25 protein-coding genes are annotated in these 23,776 nt (G+C 71.3%); 20 read left to right on the top strand and 5 right to left on the bottom strand.

All coding sequences use genetic code 11. The features are described 5' to 3' along the window. Positions 1–69 precede the first annotated feature (69 nt). On the top strand, positions 70–696 hold the full coding sequence (locus tag F4561_RS29685) for a TetR/AcrR family transcriptional regulator (RefSeq protein WP_184585011.1): 627 nt from the start codon (positions 70–72) through the stop codon (positions 694–696). A gap of 56 nt (positions 697–752) precedes the next feature. On the opposite strand, the gene F4561_RS29680 is transcribed toward F4561_RS29685, so the two are convergent. Next, entirely contained in the window at positions 753–1,913 is a 1,161-nt protein-coding gene (locus F4561_RS29680) for a mandelate racemase/muconate lactonizing enzyme family protein (RefSeq protein WP_184585010.1), read from the bottom strand. A 132-nt stretch (positions 1,914–2,045) separates the two neighbouring features. On the opposite strand from F4561_RS29680, the gene F4561_RS29675 reads away from it, so the two are divergent. Beyond that, positions 2,046–2,834: an IclR family transcriptional regulator gene (locus F4561_RS29675; protein ID WP_184585009.1), complete on the top strand. Its 789-nt coding sequence runs from the start codon at positions 2,046–2,048 to the stop codon at positions 2,832–2,834. Between the two features lie 14 nt (positions 2,835–2,848). Here F4561_RS29675 and F4561_RS29670 read toward each other — a convergent pair whose 3' ends face one another. Next, positions 2,849–4,234, bottom strand: a complete 1,386-nt coding sequence (locus F4561_RS29670) for a GntP family permease (RefSeq protein ID WP_184585008.1) — start codon at positions 4,232–4,234, stop codon at positions 2,849–2,851. A gap of 343 nt (positions 4,235–4,577) precedes the next feature. On the opposite strand from F4561_RS29670, the gene F4561_RS29665 reads away from it, so the two are divergent. Together F4561_RS29665 and F4561_RS29660 are read left to right on the top strand one after the other, a co-directional pair. Then, on the top strand, positions 4,578–5,543 hold the full coding sequence (locus tag F4561_RS29665; RefSeq protein WP_184585007.1) for a hypothetical protein: 966 nt from the start codon (positions 4,578–4,580) through the stop codon (positions 5,541–5,543). A 62-nt stretch (positions 5,544–5,605) separates the two neighbouring features. Continuing rightward, positions 5,606–7,090, top strand: coding sequence for an aldehyde dehydrogenase (NADP(+)) (locus F4561_RS29660; protein ID WP_184585006.1), 1,485 nt, complete (start codon positions 5,606–5,608; stop codon positions 7,088–7,090). A 92-nt stretch (positions 7,091–7,182) separates the two neighbouring features. Here F4561_RS29660 and F4561_RS29655 read toward each other — a convergent pair whose 3' ends face one another. Then, positions 7,183–8,925, bottom strand: a complete 1,743-nt coding sequence (locus F4561_RS29655; RefSeq protein WP_184585005.1) for an IlvD/Edd family dehydratase — start codon at positions 8,923–8,925, stop codon at positions 7,183–7,185. Between the two features lie 183 nt (positions 8,926–9,108). Here F4561_RS29655 and F4561_RS29650 point away from each other — a divergent pair, with 183 nt between their 5' ends. The 11 genes from F4561_RS29650 to amaP all read left to right on the top strand — a co-directional run bounded on the left by F4561_RS29650 (position 9,109) and on the right by amaP (position 16,701). Further along, a complete protein-coding gene (locus F4561_RS29650; RefSeq protein ID WP_184585004.1) occupies positions 9,109–9,897 on the top strand; it encodes an IclR family transcriptional regulator in 789 nt (262 codons plus the stop codon). Between the two features lie 559 nt (positions 9,898–10,456). Then, positions 10,457–11,395, top strand: coding sequence for a fumarylacetoacetate hydrolase family protein (locus F4561_RS29645; RefSeq protein WP_312885709.1), 939 nt, complete (start codon positions 10,457–10,459; stop codon positions 11,393–11,395). A gap of 239 nt (positions 11,396–11,634) precedes the next feature. Further along, on the top strand, positions 11,635–12,447 hold the full coding sequence (locus tag F4561_RS29640) for an aminoglycoside 3'-phosphotransferase (protein ID WP_184585002.1): 813 nt from the start codon (positions 11,635–11,637) through the stop codon (positions 12,445–12,447). Between the two features lie 151 nt (positions 12,448–12,598). Beyond that, on the top strand, positions 12,599–12,772 hold the full coding sequence (locus tag F4561_RS29635) for a hypothetical protein (RefSeq protein WP_184585001.1): 174 nt from the start codon (positions 12,599–12,601) through the stop codon (positions 12,770–12,772). Between the two features lie 157 nt (positions 12,773–12,929). After that, on the top strand, positions 12,930–13,553 hold the full coding sequence (locus tag F4561_RS29630) for a hypothetical protein (protein ID WP_184585000.1): 624 nt from the start codon (positions 12,930–12,932) through the stop codon (positions 13,551–13,553). A gap of 322 nt (positions 13,554–13,875) precedes the next feature. Continuing rightward, entirely contained in the window at positions 13,876–14,370 is a 495-nt protein-coding gene (locus F4561_RS29625; protein WP_184584999.1) for an Asp23/Gls24 family envelope stress response protein, read from the top strand. Between the two features lie 4 nt (positions 14,371–14,374). Next, positions 14,375–14,689, top strand: coding sequence for a hypothetical protein (locus F4561_RS29620; protein WP_312885708.1), 315 nt, complete (start codon positions 14,375–14,377; stop codon positions 14,687–14,689). Between the two features lie 75 nt (positions 14,690–14,764). After that, positions 14,765–14,932, top strand: coding sequence for a hypothetical protein (locus F4561_RS29615; protein ID WP_184584998.1), 168 nt, complete (start codon positions 14,765–14,767; stop codon positions 14,930–14,932). 90 nt (positions 14,933–15,022) lie between these two features. Next, positions 15,023–15,478: an Asp23/Gls24 family envelope stress response protein gene (locus F4561_RS29610; protein WP_184584997.1), complete on the top strand. Its 456-nt coding sequence runs from the start codon at positions 15,023–15,025 to the stop codon at positions 15,476–15,478. A 6-nt stretch (positions 15,479–15,484) separates the two neighbouring features. Next, positions 15,485–16,099 carry a DUF6286 domain-containing protein gene (locus F4561_RS29605; RefSeq protein ID WP_184584996.1) on the top strand — a complete coding sequence of 205 codons (615 nt, stop codon included), beginning with the start codon at positions 15,485–15,487 and terminating at the stop codon, positions 16,097–16,099. Positions 16,100–16,110: 11 nt separating this feature from the next. Continuing rightward, positions 16,111–16,701: an alkaline shock response membrane anchor protein AmaP gene (gene amaP, locus F4561_RS29600; RefSeq protein WP_221446382.1), complete on the top strand. Its 591-nt coding sequence runs from the start codon at positions 16,111–16,113 to the stop codon at positions 16,699–16,701. A gap of 141 nt (positions 16,702–16,842) precedes the next feature. Here amaP and F4561_RS29595 read toward each other — a convergent pair whose 3' ends face one another. After that, a complete protein-coding gene (locus F4561_RS29595) occupies positions 16,843–17,667 on the bottom strand; it encodes an NAD-dependent epimerase/dehydratase family protein (protein ID WP_184584994.1) in 825 nt (274 codons plus the stop codon). 17 nt (positions 17,668–17,684) lie between these two features. Beyond that, positions 17,685–18,422 carry an IclR family transcriptional regulator gene (locus tag F4561_RS29590; RefSeq protein WP_184584993.1) on the bottom strand — a complete coding sequence of 246 codons (738 nt, stop codon included), beginning with the start codon at positions 18,420–18,422 and terminating at the stop codon, positions 17,685–17,687. A 122-nt stretch (positions 18,423–18,544) separates the two neighbouring features. On the opposite strand from F4561_RS29590, the gene F4561_RS29585 reads away from it, so the two are divergent. Genes F4561_RS29585 through F4561_RS29565 form a run of 5 tightly spaced genes read left to right on the top strand, consistent with a single transcriptional unit; the run spans position 18,545 to position 23,718 of the window. Further along, positions 18,545–19,450 (top strand): 5-dehydro-4-deoxyglucarate dehydratase, encoded by a 906-nt coding sequence (locus F4561_RS29585; protein WP_184584992.1) that lies wholly within the window; start codon positions 18,545–18,547, stop codon positions 19,448–19,450. Between the two features lie 2 nt (positions 19,451–19,452). Then, positions 19,453–20,712, top strand: coding sequence for a glucarate dehydratase family protein (locus F4561_RS29580; RefSeq protein ID WP_184584991.1), 1,260 nt, complete (start codon positions 19,453–19,455; stop codon positions 20,710–20,712). Then, positions 20,709–21,863 (top strand): hypothetical protein, encoded by a 1,155-nt coding sequence (locus F4561_RS29575; protein ID WP_184584990.1) that lies wholly within the window; start codon positions 20,709–20,711, stop codon positions 21,861–21,863. Before F4561_RS29580 ends, F4561_RS29575 begins: the two co-directional genes overlap by 4 nt. A gap of 12 nt (positions 21,864–21,875) precedes the next feature. Beyond that, positions 21,876–22,430, top strand: coding sequence for a TRAP transporter small permease (locus tag F4561_RS29570; RefSeq protein WP_184584989.1), 555 nt, complete (start codon positions 21,876–21,878; stop codon positions 22,428–22,430). Beyond that, a complete protein-coding gene (locus tag F4561_RS29565) occupies positions 22,420–23,718 on the top strand; it encodes a TRAP transporter large permease (RefSeq protein ID WP_184584988.1) in 1,299 nt (432 codons plus the stop codon). The genes F4561_RS29570 and F4561_RS29565 overlap by 11 nt, the downstream gene beginning before the upstream one ends. Positions 23,719–23,776: the final 58 nt, after the last annotated feature.

The following is a 23,776-nucleotide window of genomic DNA, read 5'->3' as shown; positions in this document are numbered from 1 at the left end:
GTCCCCTCCAGTTAAACGGAAAATTCTCCACTTAGCAAGGGCCGGAGTGCTTTCCGCTAGGGTCGAACCGTGGCTGAGTCAACGGAGGAGCAGGCCACCAGGAGGCTTCCGCTCCTGGGCGGCGCGCCGGCCGAGCGTGCCGACGCCGCCCGCAACAGGCACCGGATCCTGACGGCGGCCCACCAGTTGGTGCGCGAGCGCGGTGTCGACGCGCTGACCATGGACGCGGTGGCAACGGCCGCGGGAGTCGGGGTGGGCACCGTCTACCGCAGGTTCGGCGACCTCGGCCGGCTGGCGCACGCCCTGGTCGACGACGGGGAGCGCGCGTTCCAGGAGCGCTTCCTGAGCGGCCCGCCGCCCCTGGGTCCCGGCGCTCCCGCGAGCGAGCGCATCCGCGCGTTCCTGCACGCCTACGTTGACCGGCTCACGGACGAGGCCGGGCCCCTCGCGGTGGCCGAGGCGGCCACCCCTACCGCCCGTTACACCTCCGGCGCCTACGCCGTGCACCACGCGCACCTCGCCGCGCTGCTGCGCGACACCGCCCCGGAGGCGGACGCCCACTACCTCGCCGACGCGCTCCTGGCTCCGCTCGCCGCCGGTCTGGTCCTGCACCACCAACGAGCCGGTGTCCCGGCCGAGCGGACCAAGGCCGGGCTCGACCAGCTACTGCGCGGCATCGCCGGTCCCCCCTCCTGAGCGCGCGCCCGTGCGCCGGCGGGAACCGTCGCGCCCGCACGGCGGGCGCGGTCGGCCTACGCCGTGTGCTCCCTGGTGCCGCGGAAGTGCCAGTCGTCGGCGTACAGGTCGAAGTGCGCGCCCTGCGAGGGGTGCTCCGCGATGAAGTCCGGGTCCAGTTGCACGCCGAGCCCCGGCCCTTGCGGGAGCGGGAAGTAGCCGTCAACGACCTCGGGCACTCCCGGGGCGGCCCGCTTGACGTGCTCGTCGGCGAAGTCGTTGAAGTTCTCCTGGATCTTGAAGTTGGTCGTGCCCGCAGCGAGGTGCAGGTTCGCGGCCGTGAGCACGGGGCCGCCAACGTTGTGCGGGGCGAGCATCATGTAGTGGGTCTGCGCGGTCGCCGCGAGCTTCTTGGTCTCCAGCAGGCCGCCGATGTGGCCGACGTCGGGCTGGATGATGTTGGCGACCTGCAGCTCGAACAGCTCGCGGAACTCGGTGCGGTCGTGGATACGCTCGCCTGTGGCCACGGGCAGGTCGACGTGTTCCGCCACCTTCGCGAGCGCTTTGAGGTTCTCCGGCGGCACCGGCTCCTCGATCCAGCTCGGGTCGAAGGGCGCCAGCTCCCTCGCCACCCGGACGGCTTCGGAGGTCGCGAACCGGCCGTGCATCTCAACGAGGATTTCGACATCGGGACCCACCGCGTCGCGCACCGCCTCGACCAGGCCGACCGACAGCCGCCGCTCATGCGGCTCCAGCTCCCACTGGCCGGGGCCGAACGGGTCGAACTTCAGCGCGCGGTAGCCCCGTTCCACCGCTCGTTGGGCGGCGGCGTGGAACTCCTCCGGGGTGCGCTCGACCGTGTACCAGCCGTTGGCGTACGCCTTGACCCGGTCGCGGACCTTGCCGCCCAGGAGCCGCCAGACCGGCTGCCCCAGCGCCTTGCCCATGATGTCCCAGCACGCCATCTCCACGCAGGCGATTCCCGACATGGCGATCTCGCCCGCGCGGCCGTAGTCTCCGTGCTTCATGCGCCACACGAGCGATTCGATGTCGAACGGGTCGGACCCGATGACGTGGTTGCGGGCCGCCTCCTCCAGGTACCCGAGCAGCGCTCGGGTGTGCCCCAGCATCCGGGTCTCGCCGACGCCGGTGAGCCCCTCGTCCGTGCTGACGCGGACGTAGCTGAGGTCGCGCCACGGGGTACCGAGCACGAAGGTGTCCACGGCTGTGATGCGCATTTGAACCCCCAAAGTTTGTTCGATATATTGAATGAAGTTCAATTTTTCGTCAGCGGGAAGCTAACACACCGGCCGGCCCCCGGCCTGGTCCCGTCCTGATTGACCCTGCTCACGACGAGGAGCGACCACCCCATGGCACGCCGCACGCCCGCTCTCATCCGCAGCCTGGACATCCTCGAACTGTTCACCGACGGGCGCGACTCCGTCAGCGCGCCCGAGATCGTCAAGGAGCTGGACCTGCCCCGCACCTCGGTGCACGAGCTGCTGCACACGTTGAGCGACCGCGGCTACCTCCGCCTCCACCCGGACATCCCGGGCCGGTACCAGCTCGGGCTGCAGCTCTTCCGGCTGGGCAGCGCCTACGCCGAGCAGCTCGACATCGCCAAGATCGGCCAGCAGGTGGCCCACGAGGTGGTGGCGCAGTGCAACGAGACGTCGCATGTGGCCGTCCTGGACGGGACCCACGTCGTCTACATCGCCAAGGTCGACAGCTCGCAGGCGGTGCGCATGGTCTCCACCCTGGGCGGACGGGTGCCGGCGCACTGCACGGCCTTGGGCAAGACACTGCTGTCCGCGTTGCCCGAGGCCGAGCTGCGGCACCGGTTCGGCGGCGGCCCGTTGCCGGCCATGACCGCCAACAGCATCACCGGGGTTCCGCAGTTGCTCGACGAGCTGGCCGGGATCCGCGCGTCCGGGGTCGCCGTGGAGATCTGCGAGTCGAACCCGGACGTCTGCTGCGTCGCCGCCCCCGTGCGGGACCGCACGGGGGCGACGGTCGCGGCCATAAGTGTCTCGGTCCCGCTGCACCGCTGGTCGGAGCAGCTTCGTTCGGACCTGCAGGCACTCGTCGCCGATGGCGCGGCCCGCCTCACGGCGTCCCTGGGGGGCCGTTCGCCCCTCCGGGAGCACACGCGCGGGTAGGGGCCGCGCCACCGCTAGGCCACCGCGTAGAGCGCGAGGCAGAGCACGAAGGCCATCGTGCCGATGGCGGTCGACTGCACGGTCCAGGTCCGCAACATGGTCACGGTGTCCAACCCCAGGAACCCGCGGACCAGCCAGAAACCCGAGTCGTTCACGTGCGAGAGCACGATCGAGCCGGCAGCGATCGCGATGACCATGAGCGCCAGCTCGAACCCGGAGAAACCGCTCGCGGCGGTGATCGCCGGCGCCATCAGTCCGGCGGCCGTCGTGGCGGCGACCGTCGCCGAGCCCTGGGCGACCCGCATCACCGTGGCGATCAGGAAGGACGCGACGATCAGCGGGAGCCCCAGGTTGTCCAGGCTCTGGGCCATAGCGTCGCCGATCCCGCTCTCGCTGAGCACGGCGCCGAACATCCCGCCCGCTCCGGTGAGCACGATGATCGTACAGACCGGGGCGAGCGCCTGGTCGATGATGCGTTCCAACGTGTCCCCGCTGTGCCGGCGCCGCCAGCCCAGCAGCCACAGCGCGACCAGCACCGTGATGAACAGCGCCACCGGGGTCTCGCCGACCGCCTGCAGCGCGTGCACCCACTGGGCCTCGGAGTCGATGGTGCCCGCGACGGCGAGCGCTTCGAGGCTGGTGTTCGTGAAGATGAGTCCGACCGGTAGCAGCAGCAGGAAGATCAGGGTGCCGAGGTGCGGCGGCGGGCCCAGCGTGGGGGAGTCCTCCTGCTCGGGCGTGCCGAGGATGGTGGGGACCGGAGCGTTCACGCGGCGGCCCAGCCAGAGCCCGAGCAGGTGGCCGCACAGGTACCACGTGGGAAGTCCGATGAGGAGCCCCACGAGAACCACGAGACCCATGTCAGCGCCGATGAGCTCGGTGGCCGCCACCGGACCCGGGTGCGGCGGCAGCAGCGCGTGCATCATCAGGAACGCGCCGGTCGACGGCAGGGCGTAGATCAGCAGCGAGCCGCCCATCCGGCGCGCGACCGAGAAGATGACCGGCAGCATCACCACGAAGGCCGCGTCGAGGAAGATCGGGAAGCCGAAGAAGAGCGACGCGACGCTCAGCGCCAGCGGCGCCCGCTTCTCGCCGAACAGCCGTAGGAGGCCGTCGGCCAGCACGCGCGCCCCGCCGGACAGCTCGATGAGTCTGCCCAGTATCGCGCCGAGGCCGATGAGGAGCACGACCGAGCCGAGGGTCGACCCCATTCCGTCGATGAGTGTGGGCACCAGGTCCGGCACCGGTATCCCGGTCGCCAGGGCGGTACCGGCGCTGACCAGGATCAGGGCCAGGATGGCGTGCAGCCGCACCCGGATGATCAGGAAGAGCAGTGTCGCGATCGAGAGCACGGAGATGGCCAACAGCCATCCCGTGGAGAGGTTCGCCGTATCGGGCATGGATATCCGACCTGTCTGGGTGGTGCCGCGCTCGCTCGCCGGCGAGCGCGACCGTCAAGGGGGGATGGCGCGTTTCCCGGGCCGAGCCCGGCCGCCCGAACGTTGGCGGGGCGCGGTGGGAGCACCATAGTGTTCGATATTTCGAACTTTGTTTGTAATTTTGGTTAATGTACGCACGGCATGTGTTTCCGGTCAAGCGCGTCTGTGACTTCGCGCACTGGCCGTGCCGCACACGGAGTCCCCGCGGCCGGCGTTGACCCGGCGCCGGGGGGCGCACTAGCCTGAACGAAATAAAGAACGTCGTTCTATATATCGAACATCCGGGTTCCCCGTAAGGACCGCCATGACGCACGCTCCGCCCTTCCGTACCCCTGGGCACGCCGCCCTCGACGCGCTCGACCTCCTCGGCGCCGACACCGCGCCACCGCGCTCCGGTGCCGCCTTCCCCGACGGAGGCACCTGGCGCCTGGAGATCCCCAGCGTCGAGGGCCCCGAGGCCCTGGCCGAGGTGCTGGAGTCCGCCCGCACCCTCGACGTGCCGATCCACCGCGTCTCGCAGGGCTCGGGCGTGGGAATGCTCACTGACGCCGAGATCACCGAGATGGTCCGGGTCAGCGGTGAGCACAACATCGAGCTGTGCCTGTTCGCCCGCCCGGGCGCGAACTGGGACATCGGGGCCGCTCGGGACAGTGCGGCCGGCTCGATCGGGGCGCGGAGCCGCGGCGCCAACGGCCTCGCCGCCGGAGTGGCGGAAGCCGAACGCGCCGTGGGCCTGGGGGTGCGCAGCCTGCTGGTCGCCGACGACGGACTGCTGTGGACCCTGCACACGCTGCGCGGCCGCGGGGATCTTCCTGCGGAGCTGCAGCTCAAGATCTCGGTGATGGCGGCCCCGGCGAACCCGGCGGCCCTGCGCGTGCAGGAGTACCTCGGCGCCGACACCGTGAACGTCCCCTCGGACCTGACCCTGCACCAGCTTGCCGAGCTTCGCGCCGCCAGCCGCGCGACCTTGGACTTCTACGTGGAGGCCCCCGACAACATTGGAGGGTTCGTGCGTCATCATGAGATAGTCGGGATCATCGAGGCCGCGGCACCCGTCTACATCAAGTTCGGGCTCCGGAACGCTCCCGACATTTACCCCTCGGGCGAGCAGGTGCGTAACGTGGCGCTCACGAGCGCACGAGAGCGGGTCCGGCGTGCCCGTCTGGGACTCGACGTACTGGGCCGCCACCCGGCGGCCCCGGAGAGTTCCCCGGCCGGGGCGCGCGAGCAGCCGGCCACCCGCCGGTTCCGCGAGCCAAGCTCGGACTGAGTACACACGCACCCGGCTCCGCACGCGCTCGACAGCCAACATCAGGATGGACGACGAGGACGATGACACAGCCGACACTCCAGGACACCAGCGAAACCGAACTCGACCGGACTATGGACGCCGCCGCGGGAGCCGCCGCGGAGTTCGGGGCCCTCCGTCCGCGTGAGCGCGCCACGATGCTGCGGGCCGCCGCCGACGCGCTGGACGCCGCCGCAGACGAGTTGGTCCCCGTGGCCCAGCGGGAGAGCCGGCTGCCCGAGCCCCGGCTGCGCGGGGAACTGGCCCGCACCACGTTCCAGCTGCGCCTGTTCGCGGGCACGCTTGAGGACGGTGGCTACCTGGAAGCCACAATCGACACGGCCGACCCCGACTGGCCCATGGGGGCGCGTCCCGATGTGCGGCGCATCCTGCAGCCGCTGGGCCCCGTCGGGGTCTTCGGTGCCAGCAACTTCCCGTTCGCGTTCAGCGTCGCGGGCGGCGACAGCGCGTCCGCGCTCGCGGCGGGCTGCCCCGTTGTCGTGAAGGGGCACCCGGGGCACCCGGAGCTTTCCGTGCGCACCGGCGAGGTGGTCAGCAGGGCGCTTCGCGCGGCGGGCGCGCCGGAGGGCACGTTCGCGGTGGTCCTGGGCGACGAGACCGGCCGGCGCCTCGTGCTCCACCCGCAGGTCCGCGCGGTCGGATTCACCGGCTCGATCGCCGGTGGACGCGCGCTGCACGACCTCGCCATGGGACGGCCCGACCCCATTCCCTTCTACGGGGAGCTCGGCAGCATCAACCCGGTGTTCGTGACGCGGGGCGCGGTGGACGCGCGCGGTGAGGAGATCCTCTCCGGCTACGCGGGCTCGTTCACCCTGGGCGTCGGCCAGTTCTGCACCAAGCCGGGCGTGCTGCTGCTGCCCGAGGGCACGTCGCTGGACGCGCTGGTGGAGGCCGTCCGCCAGCGCCCCGCTGCCGCGATGCTCAACGAGCGAGTCGAGAGCGGCTTCTCCTCGGGTGTGGACTCTCTGGTGTCGCACCCCGAGGTGGAGGTCCTGGTCCGCGGCGAGGCGTCCGCGAACGGCGACGGCGAGCAGGCCTGGACCCCGACCCTGGTGCGGACCAGCGCCCGGGCGCTCCTGGAGAACACCTCGGAGCTGCTGGAGGAGCGCTTCGGACCCGCGTCGGTGGTGGTGACCTACTCCACAGAGGAGGAACGCGACCAGGTCGCCGCGGCACTGCCCGGCCAGCTCACGGCCACGGTGCACGCCGAGAACGACGAGCCCGTGGGGCCGCTGGTCACCCAGCTCGCCGAGCGCGCTGGGCGGGTGCTGTGGAACGGGTGGCCCACCGGGGTGTCCGTCACGCACGCCATGCACCACGGCGGTCCCTACCCCGCGAGCACGTCGGTGCTGCACACCTCGGTGGGCACCACGGCGATCCGGCGGTTCCTGCGCCCCGTGTCCTACCAGGACATTCCGCAGCACCTGCTGCCCGACGCGCTGCGCGACGACAACCCGCTGGGAATCCCGCGCCGCGTCAACGGCGAGCTGGAGCTGCCCGCGAAGTAGCTCGCTGACGGGCACGGCCCGGCCCGAGTGGTCCGGCCCGAGCGGTCCGGGCGCCCCGCGGGGCGCCCGGACCGCTCGGGCGTTTTCATTGCTCAGTGCGACTCCCGGGGGACCGCGTGCCCGCTCGCTCCGACCAGGAAGTCCAGGTCCGCACCCTGGTCCGCCTGGAGGGCGTGGTCGCCGTAGAGCTTGCTCCAACCGCGATCCGAGTGCGGCGCGGGCGGGGTCCACGCGGACCGGCGCCGGTCCAGCTCCTGGTCGGCCACCTCCAGGGTCAGGGTGCGCGCGGCCACGTCCAGGGTGATCTCGTCGCCGTCGCGGACCAGCGCGAGGGGGCCGCCGACCGCCGCCTCGGGTGCGGTGTGCAGGACCACGGTGCCGTACGCCGTGCCCGACATCCTCCCGTCGCAGACGCGCACCATGTCGGTCACACCCTCATCGAGCAGCCTGGTCGGCAGGGCCACGTTGCTGACCTCGGGCATGCCCGGGTAGCCGACCGGTCCGCAGTTGCGCAGTACCAGCACCGTGTCCGCGTCCACGTCCAGCTCCGGGTCGTCGGCGACCGCGTAGTACTCCTCGGGCGAGTCGAAAACGCGCGCCCTGCCCCGGTGCCGCATCAGGTGCGGACTGGCGGCCGACTGCTTCACCACCGCGCCGTTGGGCGCGAGGTTCCCGCGCAGTACCGCGGTGCCGGTGCCGGCGGGCTGGAACGGGTTGTCGAGGGGCCGGATGACCTCGCGGTTGTGGCACTCGGCGCTGCCCGACTCGACCACCGCGCCGAGGGGCTCGCCCGTGACGGTGGGGGCGCTGGTGTGCAGCGCCGCACCGAGCTCGGCCAGCACCGCGGGGAGCCCGCCGGCGTAGCAGAAGTCCTCCATCAGGAAGCGGCCGCTGGGCATCAGGTCCAGCAGGGTGGGGATGTCCCGGACCAGGGTGTCGAAGTCGTCCAGGGAGAGCGGCACGCCGAGCCGCCCGGCGATCGCCAGCAGGTGGATCACCGCGTTGGTGGAGCCGCCAATCGCGGCGTTGACCCGGATGGCGTTCTCGAACGCCTCGCGCGTCATGATCGATGAGGGCCGGATGTCCTCCTCGATCAGGGTGACGGCCCGCTGTCCCGCGCGTTGCGCGGCGGCGTAGCGGCGCGCGTCCACGGCCGGCCACGTCGCACCGTAGGGCGGCTGCATGCCCAGGGCCTCGGCCATGCAGGCCATCGTGGAGGCGGTTCCCATGGTCATGCAGTGCCCGTTGGAACGCGACATGCAGGACTCGGCGAAGGCGCAGTCGGCCTCGCTCATGCGGCCGGCCCGGACCTCCTCCTCGAACTTCCACACGTGCGTGCCCGACCCGATGTCCTGGCCGCGGAACTTGCCGTTCAGCATCGGGCCGCCGGTGAGCATCATCGCGGGGAGGTCGACACTGGCGGCGGCCATGAGCAGCCCGGGTGTGGTCTTGTCGCACCCGGAGAGCAGCACCACCCCGTCGAGCGGGTTGGCGCGCATCAGCTCCTCGGCCTCCATGGCCAGCAGGTTGCGGTAGAACATCGCCGTTGGGCGCAGCACGGTCTCGCCGAGCGCCATCACGGGGAACTCCAGTGGGAATCCGCCGGCCTGCCACACCCCGCGTTTCACCGACTCCGCCATCCGGGAGAGGTGCGCGTTGCAAGGAGCCAGCTCAGAGCCGGACACGGCGATGCCGACGACGGGCCGCCCGTCGAACACCTCGTCGCTGAAGCCCTGGTTGCGCATCCACGAGCGGTACAGCATCCCGGATCGGCCGCTCGCGCCGAACCAGTGGCTGCTGCGGCGCCCGTTCGGGCCGGATTCGGTGGTGGCCATGGGTGTTGCCCCTTCCTCTTCGTTCGTGTCCTACGGGTGAGGCGCCGCACGAGCCCGGAGCCCGGCCGCGGCGGGATGGCACACGCGTGGTCTCGACCGGGGCTCGTCCGCCGGCCGGACCATGCGGGGGCCCGAGTTGTTCACTATGCTGAACGCGTCGTGCCAGTGCGGGGGGAGATACGAGTGAGTCAGGAACGTTCGCTGGCGCCGGCGGTGACGCGGGCGGCCGCGATCCTGGATGTGCTGGCCGAGGAACGCGGCCAGACCGTGGGGCTCAGTGAGCTCGCGCGCCGGCTCGGCCTCGCGAAGTCGTCGGTGTCCAACATCTGCGCCGCGCTTGTGGACGGCGGGCTGTTGCAGCGCAGATCCGAGGGCTTCCGACTCGGCCAGCGGCTGGTCGGCTACGCGGACGCCTATCTGGCCGGAGTCGACATCGTGCACGAGTTCCAGGAGGCGTGCCGTGCCCGCGAAGCCGCTCTGGACGAGACAGTGCAGCTCGCGGTGCTCAACGAGGCGCGCCTGGAGGTCGTCTACCTGGCCCGCCGCGACGGCCGGACCCCGGTCATCCTCGCCTCCCAGATCGGGCGGCCGCTTCCCGCGACCACCACGGCGACCGGCAAGGCGATCCTCGCGGAGCTCGCGGACGAGGACGTGGGTGCCCGGCTGGCGGAGCAAGCCCCGCTGCCCCGGATGACCCCTCAGTCGATCACGGAACCGGCGGCGCTGCGGGCCGACCTTGCGACGACCCGCGAGCGCGGGTACGCGGTGGACGACAGCGAGACCGTCGAGGGTTTGCTGTGTCTCGCGATGACCGTTCCCGGGACGTTCGGCACCGGCCAACCGGCCGCGGTGAGTTTCACCGGCCTGGACACGCGTTCCTCGGCGCGGCGGCTCGACTCGCGTGTGGCGGAGCTGCGCCAGCTCACCCGCGATATCGGCACCCGGATGGGCGTCTCCGCGCACGCGCGCTGAGGCGGGCGGGCCAGCGGCACGGAAGCAGGCGGCGGGGCGCGGTGTTCGCGCGGCCGCTGCGGCCGCGCCCGCGTGGGGCAGGCGATGGCGCCGCCCTTCGGGCGTCGGGGCCGTCACACGGAGCCCAACGCCGGCGCCCGCCGGACGGGGCGGGCGAGGACGAGCGGTGCGGCGCTCCCCAACGGCGCCAGGACAGCGGGCGCCGTACCGGCACCGCGCGCCGCCGGCGCGCGGTGGAACGTCAGTGTCAGTGCTCTGGTCATGAGGGTTGTGGCCACCGCCCGGGGTCCGGAGCTCGCATGAGGGAACTGCGAACCCGACTTGTTCAGTATGTTGAACCGAAGACAATATCTCGAAAAGGACGCTAGAGCGCGAAGGTGATCCAGGTCAAGAGATCGCCGGGACTCGGTATGCGCCAAGCGCCGTCCGTGTTACGTTCAGCATCATGTCTTGAGTACAGCATGTTGGACACTGGTGGCGTGCGGAAGCACCGCGCCGCCACTCGCGGCTCGACGCCGCGCGACGCCCACCGAGAGAGAGGACCGCTGTGCCTGGGATTGTGCGATTCGCTGACGCCGCGGGAACCGTTCGGGTCGGTCTCCGCGACGCGGACGACGGAATCCGGGAGCTGGACGGGGTGCACCGCGTCGCCGACCTGCTGCGGCTCCCGCTGCGGCAGCTCCGCGAACGCGTCGAGCAGGCCCCAAAGGCGGCCACGCACCGGCGCCCCGACGTCACCCTTCTCCCGCCGGTGGACGGGCACACCGAGGTCTGGGCCAGCGGCGTGACCTACGAGCGTTCCCGCGAGGCCCGCGGCGAGGAGAGCGACAGCGGCGACCTGTACGACCACGTCTACACCGCCACGCGCCCCGAGCTGTTCTTCAAGGCGGTGTCCTGGCGGGTCGTCACGCACGGCGAACCGATCGCGATTCGCGCCGACTCCGAGCTGGACGTGCCCGAACCCGAGCTGGCGGTCGTGAGCAACGCCTACGGGGAGATCGTGGGCTACGCGGTGTGCAACGACGTGAGCTCCCGCTCTATTGAGGGCGAGAACGCCCTGTACCTGCCGCAGGCGAAGGTCTATGCCGGTAGCTGTGCCCTGGCCACCGAGATCACTCCGGCGTGGCAGGTCGGAGCCCTCGACGACCAGTGGGTCCGCATGAGCGTGCGGCGTCGCGGCATGCGCCCGTTCGACGGGGAGGTCCCGCTGGCGGCTCTCCGCCGCGGCCCCGCGGAGCTGGTCGACTACCTGTTCCGCGGCCAGCCGTTCCCGGAGGGGGCGGTGCTGGCCACCGGCACCGGAATCGTGCCCGGTATGGATTTCACCCTCATGGCCGGGGACACCGTGGAGATCGAGATTACCGAGGTGGGCACCCTCAGCAACCCGGTTGTGCGCGGTGTCGAGCCCATGAGCTGGCTGAGCGAGGCCCGCGAGCGCCCCGCCGCGCGGCATCCGGCCGCACCCGAGAGCGGCCCGGCGGCCTCGCGCGGGACCTGATACCGGGTCGGGCCGCCCCGCGGGCCCGCATCGCGGCACAGTGGCGCCGCGGAGCCGAAGGCGGTGGCTGCGCTGCCGGGGCCGTGGTGGGTGGGCAGTCGGCGGGTACGCGTCGCGGATCACGCGTTCCGGACCGGGCGGCCGTCGCCGCCTTTCGCGCCAGCGGGGCCGGCGGTCGCCGTTGGGCCGGGCGGAAACGCCTTCGCTGCGGCTCCGCCGTTCTGGCAGGATCACATTTCGTGAGCCGTCCCGCCGCTTCCGAGATCCCAACCGGGCCAGTGGCCGTTCCCGATGTCGTCACGGCGCTCGCCGGAGGCGACGCCATAACGCCGGTGTGGCACAACGAGCTCGGCGGCCTGACGTTTCGCCTCGATGCCCCGCACGGCGAGACGAGGTACGTCAAATGGGTCGCCGCGGGCACCCCGGAGATCGACTTCCCCGGGGAGGCGGAGCGCCTGACGTGGGCGCGGCGCTGGGTGGCCGTCCCGTCGGTCATCGGGCACGGCGCGGACGCCAGCGGCGCATGGCTGGTTACGTCAGCGGTCCCGGGGCGCACGGCGGTGGAGCCCCGGTGGCTCGCCGACCCGGTGACCGCGGCGGCGTCGATCGGACGGGGGCTGCGCCTGCTGCACGACACCCTCCCCGTAGCGCAGTGCCCGTTCGACTGGAGCGCTGCCCGCCGGATCGCCCGCGTCGACGAACGCCTCGCCGCCGGCGAGGCGGCGTCGACGCGGTTTCCCGAGCACCGGCACCTCGATCCGGCCGAAGCTCGCGCGCGCATAGCCGAGCCGCCAGCGACCGACCGCCTCGTTGTCTGCCACGGCGACGCGTGCGCCCCCAACACGCTGCTGCACGACGACGGCACGTTCGCCGCGCATGTCGACCTCGGCTCGCTCGGTGTGGCTGACCGGTGGGCCGACCTCGCGGTCGCGGCGTGGAGCCTCGACTTGAACTACGGCACGGGCCACGACGGCATTCTGTACGAGGCGTACGGCATCGCCCCGGACGCGGAGCGCATCGCCTACTACCGGCTGCTCTGGGACATGGGGTGACCCCTCCGCCCGGCGCGGGCCGCCGTTCCGGGCCGGGCCAGAGGGCTCCAACGGTTCCGGCCGCCGCCCGTGGCAGGTGGCGCGGGTGTGAACGCGGATGCCGTGCCGGGTGGCTGGCTGACCACTGACGTCCACGGAGAGGAGGCTCGCCGTGACCCAGCCGGAGGAGTCCATCGAGAAGACGACGGACACCGACGACGTCCTGCCGAAGGAGCGCGGCGACGAGGCGCGGAAGTCCCCGGACACCCGGCGGGAGATGAGGGCTGAGCTGCGGGACGCGATGGAGGAGACCGGCACGGACCGCGAGGATCTCGAAGAGGAGTGACAGCGGCGGGCCAGCGGGGTGCCGCGAGGTACCTCCTCGCCGGCACCGTTACCGCCTCGTCCCGCCCCGGTAAGGAACACCCGGCCGTCCGTTCACCGCGGCCCGCAAGGGTGGTGCCGGGCCTGTCGAACAGGGTCGCACGGCAACGGAGGAACACATGCCCCCAGCCGGTGGACAGGGCGGCCGCTCGGGGAGACACGTCGCGGACATGCGGCGCTGGATGGTCGAGGCGTGGCTGGAGGACGCGCTCTGGCTGGTGGTCCTGGGTGCGCCGGCGCTCCTTATCGTGCCGGCCGTCTCCGCGGAACCGGACGGCGACCCGGTCGAGACCGCGTTCGCGCGAGGTGTGCTCGCGATCTGGGGCGTACTGGTGTGCGTCGCGGCCGCGTGGCGGCTCCGCCTCCTACCGCGGCACCTCACCACCCAGTACATCGAGGCCGACGAGCACGGACTTCTGCTGGTGCAGGAGCGCATGTGGTGGTATCCCGGCCGCGAGCTGGCGGTGCCGTGGAGCGACGTCACCAGCGTCGCCCGCGAGGAACGGTGGATCAACGACACGCTGCGGCGGCTCCTCGTCGTCTACCTGACCGACGCCGGCGGCCGCCTCTCGCCGGTGCCCACCTTCGCCATGTACCGCGGCCGCGGAACGGGCTGGCACGGAACGGCGCGGCTGCCACGGTTGATCATCTACCCGCGACGGAGCGGCGACACGGTGCGCGAGATAGCGCAACAAGTGCGCGAGGTGCGCCCCGGCATCGTCGACGCCGCCCCCGCGCAGTGATCCCTCCCCGCCGGGGCTCGTGCCGAACGCACCACTATCGCCGGTGTCTCCGGCTGTGCGGGGGCTCGGGCAGCTTCCTCCGCGGCCCTCGGCTTGGCTGCACCGCGCCGGATCCGGCTCCCCTCAGCGCGGTTCAGGCATCGGCGAGGCGCGGCCTCGTCCGGTCCGGAAGCGCCAGACATATCGACCGTTCGGCGCGCCGTAGCTACATAAGGTTTTAGGACAGTTACATTCCGTTCTGGGGATTGGCTCGTTGCTGTGGTGGTCGCGTACCGGCCCGTGACCACCGCCGGGCCTCCCGCACCCAGATAGGAGCACTGTCATGACCGAAGCAGCGCATACCAGTGAGTCGGAGACCAAAGTTCCATCGGCCCGTGGCGAGAAGAGCGGCCGTTCCACCACGTCGAGCGAGAGCACCGAGGCCAGTCGCCCCTCGATCGCCGACAGCGTTGTCGCCAAGATCGCGGGGATGGCGACCCGTGAGATGGGGGGAGTGTACGAGATGGGCGGCGGAGCCGCCCGCGCCCTCGGCGCCGTACGAGACCGTATTCCCGGCTCCACCTCCACCAGCACCGTCGCCCGCGGCGTGACCGTGGAGGTGGGTGAGCGGCAGGCCGCGGTGGACCTGCAGTTCGTCGTCGAGTACGGGGTGTCCATCCCCGACCTGGCCGCCGCGGTCCGGCGCAACGTGGTCACCGCCGTCGAGGGCATGACGGGACTTGAGGTCACCGAGATCAACATTAGCATCGAGGACATCCACCTGCCCGGAGACGACGAGGGCGGCGGGAGCGGCCAGTCCGAGCCCCGCGTTGAGTGACGGCGTGCGCGGCGACGTGGCGAGCGAGGGGCGGCGGATCGCGGACACGGTCAGCGGGCTGCCAGACATCGAGGGGTTGTCGTCGGGCTCGTTGGGCACCGTGTGTACCCCGGTTCCCGGCGGCCGGATCGAGGGGGTGGCGCTGCGCGACGACAGTGTCCAGGTCGGAGTGGTGGTGCGCCTCGGGCGGCCACTGCCCGAGATCGCCGCCGACGTCCACGACGCCGTGCTGGCCATGGTGCCCGGCCGCCGCGTGCACGTGTCGATCGAGGACGTCGCGCCCGATCCCGCGGGCACGGTGACACCTCCGGTGCGGTGATCCGGCGGGCAGGCAGAGCGGCGGGCCCCGCGCGGTGCCCGGTCGCACGAGCACACGGATGAGGAGGTGGGCCCCATGTGGTCCATCGTCGGGTTGGCCTTCGGGGCGGTGCTGGGGCTCTCGGGGTATTTCGGCGGCTTCGCGGCGTTCACCCTGGTCCTGCTGTTCGGCGCCGCCGGGTTCCTGGCGGGGCGCGCCTACGACGGCGAGATCAACCTGGCCGACATGTTCAGCCGGCGCTGACCCCGTGCAGGCGGTTCCCGCCCGCGGCGCGCGGGCAGCAGAGCGCGCGATGCCGTCGGCCGCGGTACGAGAGCAGGAGTGGGCGAACCGATGAGCACAGCCACCGCGGCACCGAGGACCGCGCCCGGACAGGGCGCCGGCCCGCCGCCCGCTGAGCGCGGCACCACAACCGTGCCCGACCGGGTCGTCGCCAAGATCGCCACCGCCGCCGTGTCCGAGGTCAGCGGCAGCCGCGCGCTCACGGGACGCTTCGGCGGACTGGTGGGTGGGGGCGGCGCGCGGTCGCACGCCCGTGTCAGCGGAACCAACGTCACGTTGCGGCTGGTGATCGCGGTGCACTACCCAAGCCCGTTGCGGCGCATGGCCCGCGAGGTCCGCGCGCACGTGAAACACCGGGTGGCCGAGTACACGGGGTTGACCGTGCGGCACATCGACATCGAGATCGCCGAACTGGTCCGCACCCGGAACCGGCCTCGGGGAGACCGTCCCTTCCCGGGGGAAGGCGGCCTCCCCGATGCCGGCGGGGAGGACGAACGGGAGCACTGAACCAGCATGACCACAGTCGAGGAGGCGGGGGCGGCCGAACGCCGGTCCGGCCCCAGCGCTGAGACGCGGGCGCGACGGTCCGCAATACGGACCTTCCGGCCTTCGCGTTCGTGGCCGGCGTTGCTCGCCGGCCTGGTGCTCCTGGCCGGCGCGGTGCTTATCGCCGCCGAGATCGTCTCCACCCTGGTGGGCAGCCCGCTGGGGATCATCCCGGTCGGGGCCATCGTCCCCGTGCTGTCGGGCACGGGGTGGAACCATCCCGCAGTGCTGGGTGTGTCCGGCGCGCTGGTGCTCCTCGGCCTGATCTTGCTGGTGGCAGCACTCATTCCCGGGCGTGGCGGCTACCTGCCGCTGCGGACCGGCGACCCGGCGCTGGCGGTGGGCCTGTCCAGGGCCGGCATGCGGTCGGCACTCGCCACCGCGGCTCGCGAGGTCGACGGCGTTGAGGGGGCGCGGGTGTCGGTCGGCCGACGGCGTGTCCGGGTCCGGGCGAACACCCACCTGCGTGCCGCGGACGGGCTGCGCGAGGCGGTCGGTGACGCGGTACGCGAACGACTTGCCGAGCTCGCTCCTCTACGCCCGTTGCGGATCCGTACACGAATCAAGCTCGCAAAGGCGTGATAACAGTGCCATTGGGAAACCGGACTCGCAGGTCAGCGCACGGAAACCGGTGGGGTCTGGGGCTCCTGGGGATTCTGCTCGCGGGAGCGGGGGCGGTATCGCTCGCGGCCGGACTCGGCGCCTTCGGCGCCGGGGTCGCCGGAGCCCCGCTCGTGGGCGAGGCCGTGCTGGACCGGTTCCGCCAACCGTGGGTGCCCTACGCCGGGGCCGCGGTCGCCATCGTTGTGGCGCTGGTGGCGGTGCGCTGGCTCGTGGTCCAATGGCGGAGCGACACGATGGGCCGCCTACGTGTCGAGGGAGAGAGCTCCCGCGGGGTCACCGAGATACCCGCGGCGGCCGTCCGCCACGTACTGGAGGACAAGATCGACCAGTACCCCGGTATCCGCAGGGCGCACGCCCGCCTCACGGGCTCGTGGCACGACCCCGGCGTGGTCCTCGACATCACGCTCGACGCCGACGCGGATGCCGCGTCCACCTGGCAACGGATCCACAGAGAAGAGATCGCCACCCTGCGCGAGGCCCTGGAGATTGACGACCTGCCCGCGGTGGTCCGGCTGGCAATGACTCCGCCCCCGAAGACCCATACCCGCGAGCTGCGGTAGGGCGGTGTCCGCGGGGGCGTTCCCGGTGCTGGAGGTGTCCCCGGGACCGGGTTCGACGCGGAACCCCTACGCCCAGCGCGCCGCCGGGTGCACGGGCCCGCCCGTGCACCCGGCGGCACCACTCGTTCGTCTGGCCAGCGCCTACTTGCGGTCGACGCGGGGGGTGGCGCCCTCGGGGTCGGCGGCGGCGACGCGCCACCTTCCGCCGATCATGTTGTGGGGCGGCTTCGTGAGGTCGGGCTCGCCCTCCTTGGCGATGAGCTCGGCGGCGAACTTCTCGGAGTCGTCCTGGGGTTCGAAGCCCAGCGCGCGGGCCTCGTCGAGGGCGAGCCAGCGCCGGGTGTTGTCGGAGACCCCCCACACGACACGGAAACCCGGGGACGGGGTGCTCATGCACACCTCGAACAGTTGGGCACCGTCGTCGGGAGAGAGCCAGTGCGCCATCATCCGGATGTCCTTGGGCTTGGCGAAACAGCTTCCGATGCGCACCGCGATGATGTCCATCCCGAAGCTGTCGTGGTACAGGCTGCCCAGCGCCTCCATGGTCACCTTGCTGACGCCGTAGAAGGTGTCGGGGCGCGGGAACGCGTAGTCGGGCACCTCCCGCACGCGCGGGTGGAAGCCGACCGCGTGGTTGGATGTCGCCAGCACCACACGGTTCACCCCGGCCACGCGGGCGGCCTCCAGCACCACGTAGGTGCCGTGCATGTTGACGTCCAGCATGGCCTCCCAGGACGCCTCCTGGCTGTGCCCGCCAAGATGGATGACGGCGGAGACGTCGCGCATCGCCTCGGCCATCGCGGCCGCATCGGTGACGCTCGCGACCACCACTTCCTCGTTCGGCCCGGGGTCGTCGGGCCGAACGATATCCACCAGCCGCAGGGTCCGGCCTGGCTTGGCGAGTCGGGGACGCATCAGACTGGCGAGGGTGCCGGCGGCGCCGGTGATCAGGATGCGTTCACTCACGGTGGGTTCTCCTAGTCCTATCTCATCAGCAGGTCGGTAATGCGGCGGGAGGCGTCGAGAAGCGTGTTGACGATCTTCTCGCCATGTTGCTCGTCCAGCCGGGCGAGCGGAACCGAGCAGCTCAGCGCGTCGGTAACCGGATCGTTGTAGCCGAGTACCACGGCGCGGCAGCCGAGGCCCGGATTGGTCTGCTCGCTCTCGGCCGAGTAGCCGCGGGCGCTGGCCAGTTCCAGCTCGGCCAGGATCGTGTCGCGGTCGGCGATCCCCTTCGGGCTGAGCACCTCCGGGTGTTTTGGCACGAGGTCGGCGCCGTCGGGCCGGTTGGCGAGGATGGCGCGCCCGAGCGCGGTCGCGTAGGCCGGCAGCCGGCGCCCCACCCGGGACACGGTCCGCAGATGGTGCTGGGACTCGCGGCTGGCCAGGTAGACGATGCTCGCGCCGTCGAGCCGGGCGAGGTGCACCGTCTCGTTGACCTCCGTGCGCACCTCTTCCAGAACGGGGGCCGCCACCCGCGCCACAGGGTCGCGGTCCAGGTAGGAGGTTCCGGCGAGCAGGGCCCCCACCCCGATCCGGTAGAGCCCTCCGCGCATGTCGGTCTCCACCCAGCGCCGGGCCACCAGTGTCTGCAGCAGCGTGTACAGGCTCGACTTGGGGTACCCGAGTTCCTCATGCAGGTCAGCAAGGGACAGTGAAGTCGTGGAGCGGGCGAGTACCTCTAGGACCTCGATCGTGCGGTCTGCCGATTTCACCGTCATGACGTGCGCCTTCGCTGTTAATGACCCGTTTACACCCTCTTGACAGGGCTGATCCCTCATTTTACATTTCTAGCCACTGTTCACAATGAAAACTTTTGTTCACATATATGAATCGAGCTTGTATGCGGTTGGATGGCTTGCTCTTCTTCCCCCTGACCCCCTTCGACTCCGCCGGTGAGGTCGCTCCGGACGTCCTGGCGAGCCATGTGGCGAACGGCGTCGACGCCGGGGTTGGTGGAGTTTTCGTCGCGTGTGGCACTGGCGAGTTCCACGCGCTCGGCCTGCCGGACTTCGAGCAGGCGGTCCGGGGCGCCGTGGAGGCGGTCGACCACCGCGTGCCCGTGGTGGCCGGGGCCGGAGGGGCGCTGCCGCACGCCATCGCGTGCGCCAAGGCGGCCGAACGCGCCGGCGCCGACGGGCTGCTGCTCATGCCCCCGTACCTGGTCAACTCCACCGAGGCCGGCCTGGACGCCTACGTGCGCCAGGTCGCCGACGCGACGGACCTGTCGGTCGTCATCTACCAGCGCAACAACGCGCGGTTCACCCCCGAAGGCGCGGCGCGGCTCGCCGCCCACCCCAAGATCGTGGGCTTCAAGGACGGGCTCGGCGACATCGAGCAGGTGCAGCGCATCGTGCTCACGGTCCGCGAGGAAGCCGGCGAGGACTTCCTGTTCTTCAACGGCCTGCCCACGGCGGAGATGTCGGTCGCCGCGTACCGGGCCGCGGGAGTGCGCCTGTACTCCTCGGCGGCGTTCGCGTTCGTGCCCGAGGTGGCGATGGCGTTCTACAACGCTCTCAACAACGGGGACGACAAGACGGTGCGCAAGCTGCTCACCGACTTCTACCGCCCTCTCACCAACCTGCGCGACCAGGTTCCCGGATACGCTGTTTCGCTGGTCAAGGCGGGGGCACGGATCCGGGGCCTGGACGCCGGAGGCGTGCGGCCCCCGCTGACGGACCCGACTCCCGAGCACATGTCCGCTCTGGAGGCGCTGATCGAGTCGGGCCTCGCGGCCGTGAAGGAGTGACCGTGCGCATCTGGGAAATCATCGCCACTCCGGTGGCGTTCCGCGACCCACCGCTGCTCAACGCGACCGGGGTGCACGAGCCCTGGGCACTGCGCACCATCGTCGAGGTGCTCACCGACGAGGGCCTGACCGGTCTGGGCGAGACCTATGGCGACCAGGCGCACTTGGCCAAGGTGCGCGCCGCCGGCCGCGAGCTGGTCGGGCTGGACGTCTACGCGCTGCACGACGCATACGCCCGCGTCGCCGCCAGCGTCGGCAACGACGTCGTAACCGACCAGCACGGGCTCACCGGCGCCGGGAGCAACCAGAAGACGGTCGACGCCGTGTACTCGCCCTTCGAGGTGGCCCTGCTGGACATCCAGGGCAAGGCGGCCGGCCGGCCCGTGGCCGACCTCCTGGGCGGGGCTGTGCGCCCGGCGGTCCCCTACAGCGCCTACCTCTTCTACAAGTGGGCGGGCCACCCCGGGGAGGACGACGACCGGTTCGGCGCGGCGCTGGACCCCGAGGGCATCGTCGCCCAGGCGCGCCTGTTCATCGAGGAGTACGGGTTCACCTCGATCAAGCTGAAGGGCGGCGTGTTCGCCCCCGACCAGGAGATCGAGGCGATCCGCGCGCTCCGCGACGCCTTCCCCGACCTGCCGCTGCGGCTCGACCCCAACGCGGCGTGGACCCCCGCCACCTCATTGCGGGTGGGTGAGGCCCTCGCGGGTACCCTGGAGTACCTCGAAGACCCCGCTCCCGGGATCGACGGTATGGCCGAGGTCGCATCGCGGGTGCCCATGCCGCTGGCGACGAACATGTGCGTGGTCACCCACGAGCACCTGCCGCCCGCGATCGCACAGGGCGCCATCGGAGTGCTGCTCAGCGACCACCACTACTGGGGCGGCCTGGTGCGGTCGGCACACGTGGCCTCGCTGTGCGAGACCTTCGGCATCGAGCTGTCGATGCACTCCAACTCGCACCTGGGCGTCAGCCTCGCGGCGATGACCCACCTGGCCGCGACCATTCCCAGCCTCAAGCACGCCTGCGACACCCACACCCCCTGGCAGGACGGCCAGGACGTGATCGCACCCGGCGCGCTGCGCTTCGAGGGCGGCGCCGTTCCGGTGCCGGACGGCCCGGGCCTCGGCGTCGAGATCGACCGGGACGCACTCGCGAAGATGCACGAGCAGTACCAGCGCTGCGGTATCCAACGCCGGGACGACACCAGCTACATGCGGCGCTTCCATCCCACGTTCGAGCCGAAGAAGGGCCACTGGTGAGCACTGTCTACGCCTACCCCTGGGACGTGGTCGGCGACCCGGGCGCAGCCGAACGGCTGGCCGGGCTCAACGCCGACGCCGTCGCCATCGCGGCCTCGTACCACACTGTGCGCGCCGCGACCCCGCAGCACCCGGACCACCGGATGGTCCAGGCCCGATCCGCCGCCTGCTACGTCCCGGTGCGCCCGTCGGCGTGGCAGGGCAGCCGGCTGGTGCCCGCCGAACCTGACTGGGTCCCCGGCGCGGACCCGTTCGGGGCGGCTCGCGACGCGGTGCGCGGCGCCGGCCTGCCCGTGCACGCGTGGGTGGTGCTCACGCACAACTCGCTGCTGGGCACCGCCAACGAGGACCTGACGGTGCGCAACGCGTTCGGCGACCGCTACACCTACGCGCTGTGCCCCTCCGCGCCCGACGTCGTGGACTACTGCGAACGCCTGGTCAGCGAGGTCATGACCCTGGGGGCACCCGACGGCCTCATCCTGGAGGCGTGCGGCCCGCTGGGCGCCCGGCACGGCGGCCACCACGAGAAGACCGAGGGCGCCGACTGGACAGCCGTCCAGCTCGACCTGCTCTCGCTGTGCTTCTGCACCGCCTGTCTGGAGCTGTACCGCGACCGCGGGGTCGACCCCGTGGAGCTGCGGGGCCGGGTGTGCGACGGCGTGGACGCCGCCGAACCCCCGGAGTCGGTCGACGCGGCTCTCGGCCCGCTCGCGGCGCAGGTGCGCGAGATCCGCACCGGGACCGCGGCGGACCTGGCTGCCAGGCTGGTGGCGCGGGCACGCGAAGTGCGGCCCGACATCCGGATCACGATGCACGCCTCGGCGAACCCGTGGGGCACCGGTCCGTTCTCCACCGTGGCGGGCGGGGTGCCCGAGGTCGACTGCCTGGTGGGCAACTGCTGGATCCCGCCGGACGTGGCGGCCGACGGGTTGGCCGCGCTGCGGCGGCTCGCACCGTCCAAGGTGGACATCGGGGCCTACATACTCGCGCTGCCGCCGCAGCCCGCTGACCCGGAGGACCTGGGTGCGCTGATGGACTGCTTCGCGGGGGCCGGGGCTGGCGAGTTCCACATGTACCACGGCGGTCTCGCCTCGGCGCGGCGCCTGGCCACCATCGCCGAGACGCTCGCCAAACGCCCCGGACCGGAGTGAGGCCGATGTCCAATGATGCCTAAGTTCCAGGCGGTTACGGGGGGAGTGCTCCGAGCCGTCGACCGCACCACCGACACCCTCGCCCTGACCGGGCTGGCCGCGATGGTGGTCGTGGTGTCCTGGCAGGTGTTCGGCCGTTTCGTGCTGAGTGACAGTCCGCCCTGGGCCCCGGAGACGGCGCTGGTACTGCTCCCCTGGCTCGGACTGCTCGGCGTGGCGATCGGGGTCCGCGAGCACGCGCACATCGGCGTCACCTTCGTCGCCGACCGCCTGCCCCGCCGGGCGCGCACCGCGGTGCGGTGGCTCACGCCCGCGCTGTTCCTGGTGTTCGGGATCTACCTGGTGGTCCAGGGATGGCAGCTCACCCTGCTGACCATGAACAGCACCCTGCCCGCGACCGGCCTGCCCACCGCGGTGCAGTACGCCCCGATGCCGGTGGCGGGCGTGCTCGTCTGCGTCTACAGCGCGCTCCAGCTACTCAACGTGGAGACGGGCCGCGGCGCCCTGGCGACGCCCGAGGACGGCGAAGAGGGCGAAGAGGAAAGCGAGGCCCGCGATGATCGTTGATCCCCTGGGCGTGGTGCTGCTGGTCGGCGTGTTCGCTGTCGCGCTCGTGCTGCGCGTGCCGATCGCGCTGAGTCTCGCTCTCTCCGCACTGAGCACCATCCTGTACATGGGTATTCCGCTGCCCGTTGTCGGGCAGCAGATGATCAACCAGTTGCTGACGTTCCCCCTGCTGGCGATCCCGTTCTTCATCCTGGCCGGGGAGATCATGAGCGCCGGCGGGATCACCCGGCGGCTGATCGACCTGGCGAACCTGCTCATCGGACGCCTGCGCGGCGGCATGGCCATGCTCAACGTGGTGGCCAGCACGTTCTTCGGGGGTATCTCGGGGTCCGCGGTCGCCGACACCTCCTCCATCGGGTCGGTGATGATCCCGATCATGAAGCGCGCCGGCTACGACGCGCGCTTCTCGGTGGGAGTCACCATCTCCAGCGCGATCCAGGGCGTGCTGATCCCGCCGAGCCACAACGTGATCATGTACGCGCTGGCCGCCGGCAGCAGCGTCTCCATCGGGGCGCTCTTCATGGCCGGGCTCCTTCCGGGGCTGCTGCTCGGTGTGGCCCTGCTGGTACTGACCTACGCCCTGGCCCGGTGGCGCAAGTACCCCAAAGGCGAGCGGATCCCGCTGCGCGACGCGCCCAGGATCGTGTGGCAGGGGCTGCTCGGCGTGCTTACGCCGGTCATCATCATCGGCGGCGTCATCAGCGGTGTCTTCACGGCCACCGAGTCGTCGGCGATCGCCTGCGTGTGGGCGCTGCTCGTGGGGTTGGTGTTCTACCGCGAGCTGACCCCCAAGGGCCTGATCGGTGTGCTGAGCCGCGCCATGCTGACGCTGTCGTCGGTGCTGTTCCTGATCGCCGCCGCAGGGGCGTTCGGCTACATGCTCACCATGCTGCGCATCCCCGCGGCACTGACCAACGCCCTGACAAGCGTCTCCGAGAACCCGATCGTCGTTCTGCTGCTGATCAACCTGCTGCTGCTGGCACTCGGCGCGATCATGGATATGGCGCCGCTGATCCTGATCGCCACGCCGATCCTGCTCCCGGTGGCGGAAAGCGTGGGCATGGACCCGATCCAGTTCGGAATCATGCTGATGCTCAACCTCGGGCTGGGCCTGCTGACCCCGCCCGTCGGCGGTGTGCTCTTCGTCGGTTCGGCCATCGGCCGGATCACGATCGAGGACGCCACCCGCGGCACCTTGCCGTTCTACGCACCGATGCTGGTGGTCCTGCTCGGGATCACCTTCATCCCTGGACTCACTATGTGGCTCCCAACGGTGATGGGCTTCTAGCGGGCGTGCCCGGCGAGCCCTGACCCCACTCCCCACGGCCCACCAAACGGCCCACCAA

This window comes from Lipingzhangella halophila (genome assembly GCF_014203805.1).
Taxonomy (GTDB): Bacteria; Actinomycetota; Actinomycetes; order Streptosporangiales; family Streptosporangiaceae; genus Lipingzhangella; species Lipingzhangella halophila.
The sequence above is the reverse complement of the archived record's forward strand: the minus strand, read 5'-3'. Positions and strand labels throughout refer to the sequence as shown.

What these genes read in the sequence shown, in the direction of transcription:
- F4561_RS29680 (WP_184585010.1), bottom strand. Translation starts at nt 1,913, where the DNA reads ATGCGCATCACAGCCGTGGACACCTTCGTGCTCGGTACCCCGTGGCGC.
- F4561_RS29675 (WP_184585009.1), top strand. Translation starts at nt 2,046, where the DNA reads ATGGCACGCCGCACGCCCGCTCTCATCCGCAGCCTGGACATCCTCGAA.
- F4561_RS29670 (WP_184585008.1), bottom strand. Translation starts at nt 4,234, where the DNA reads ATGCCCGATACGGCGAACCTCTCCACGGGATGGCTGTTGGCCATCTCC.
- F4561_RS29665 (WP_184585007.1), top strand. Translation starts at nt 4,578, where the DNA reads ATGACGCACGCTCCGCCCTTCCGTACCCCTGGGCACGCCGCCCTCGAC.
- F4561_RS29660 (WP_184585006.1), top strand. Translation starts at nt 5,606, where the DNA reads ATGACACAGCCGACACTCCAGGACACCAGCGAAACCGAACTCGACCGG.
- F4561_RS29655 (WP_184585005.1), bottom strand. Translation starts at nt 8,925, where the DNA reads ATGGCCACCACCGAATCCGGCCCGAACGGGCGCCGCAGCAGCCACTGG.
- F4561_RS29630 (WP_184585000.1), top strand. Translation starts at nt 12,930, where the DNA reads ATGCCCCCAGCCGGTGGACAGGGCGGCCGCTCGGGGAGACACGTCGCG.
- F4561_RS29625 (WP_184584999.1), top strand. Translation starts at nt 13,876, where the DNA reads ATGACCGAAGCAGCGCATACCAGTGAGTCGGAGACCAAAGTTCCATCG.
- F4561_RS29615 (WP_184584998.1), top strand. Translation starts at nt 14,765, where the DNA reads ATGTGGTCCATCGTCGGGTTGGCCTTCGGGGCGGTGCTGGGGCTCTCG.
- F4561_RS29610 (WP_184584997.1), top strand. Translation starts at nt 15,023, where the DNA reads ATGAGCACAGCCACCGCGGCACCGAGGACCGCGCCCGGACAGGGCGCC.
- F4561_RS29605 (WP_184584996.1), top strand. Translation starts at nt 15,485, where the DNA reads ATGACCACAGTCGAGGAGGCGGGGGCGGCCGAACGCCGGTCCGGCCCC.
- F4561_RS29590 (WP_184584993.1), bottom strand. Translation starts at nt 18,422, where the DNA reads ATGACGGTGAAATCGGCAGACCGCACGATCGAGGTCCTAGAGGTACTC.
- F4561_RS29585 (WP_184584992.1), top strand. Translation starts at nt 18,545, where the DNA reads ATGCGGTTGGATGGCTTGCTCTTCTTCCCCCTGACCCCCTTCGACTCC.
- F4561_RS29570 (WP_184584989.1), top strand. Translation starts at nt 21,876, where the DNA reads ATGATGCCTAAGTTCCAGGCGGTTACGGGGGGAGTGCTCCGAGCCGTC.
- F4561_RS29565 (WP_184584988.1), top strand. Translation starts at nt 22,420, where the DNA reads ATGATCGTTGATCCCCTGGGCGTGGTGCTGCTGGTCGGCGTGTTCGCT.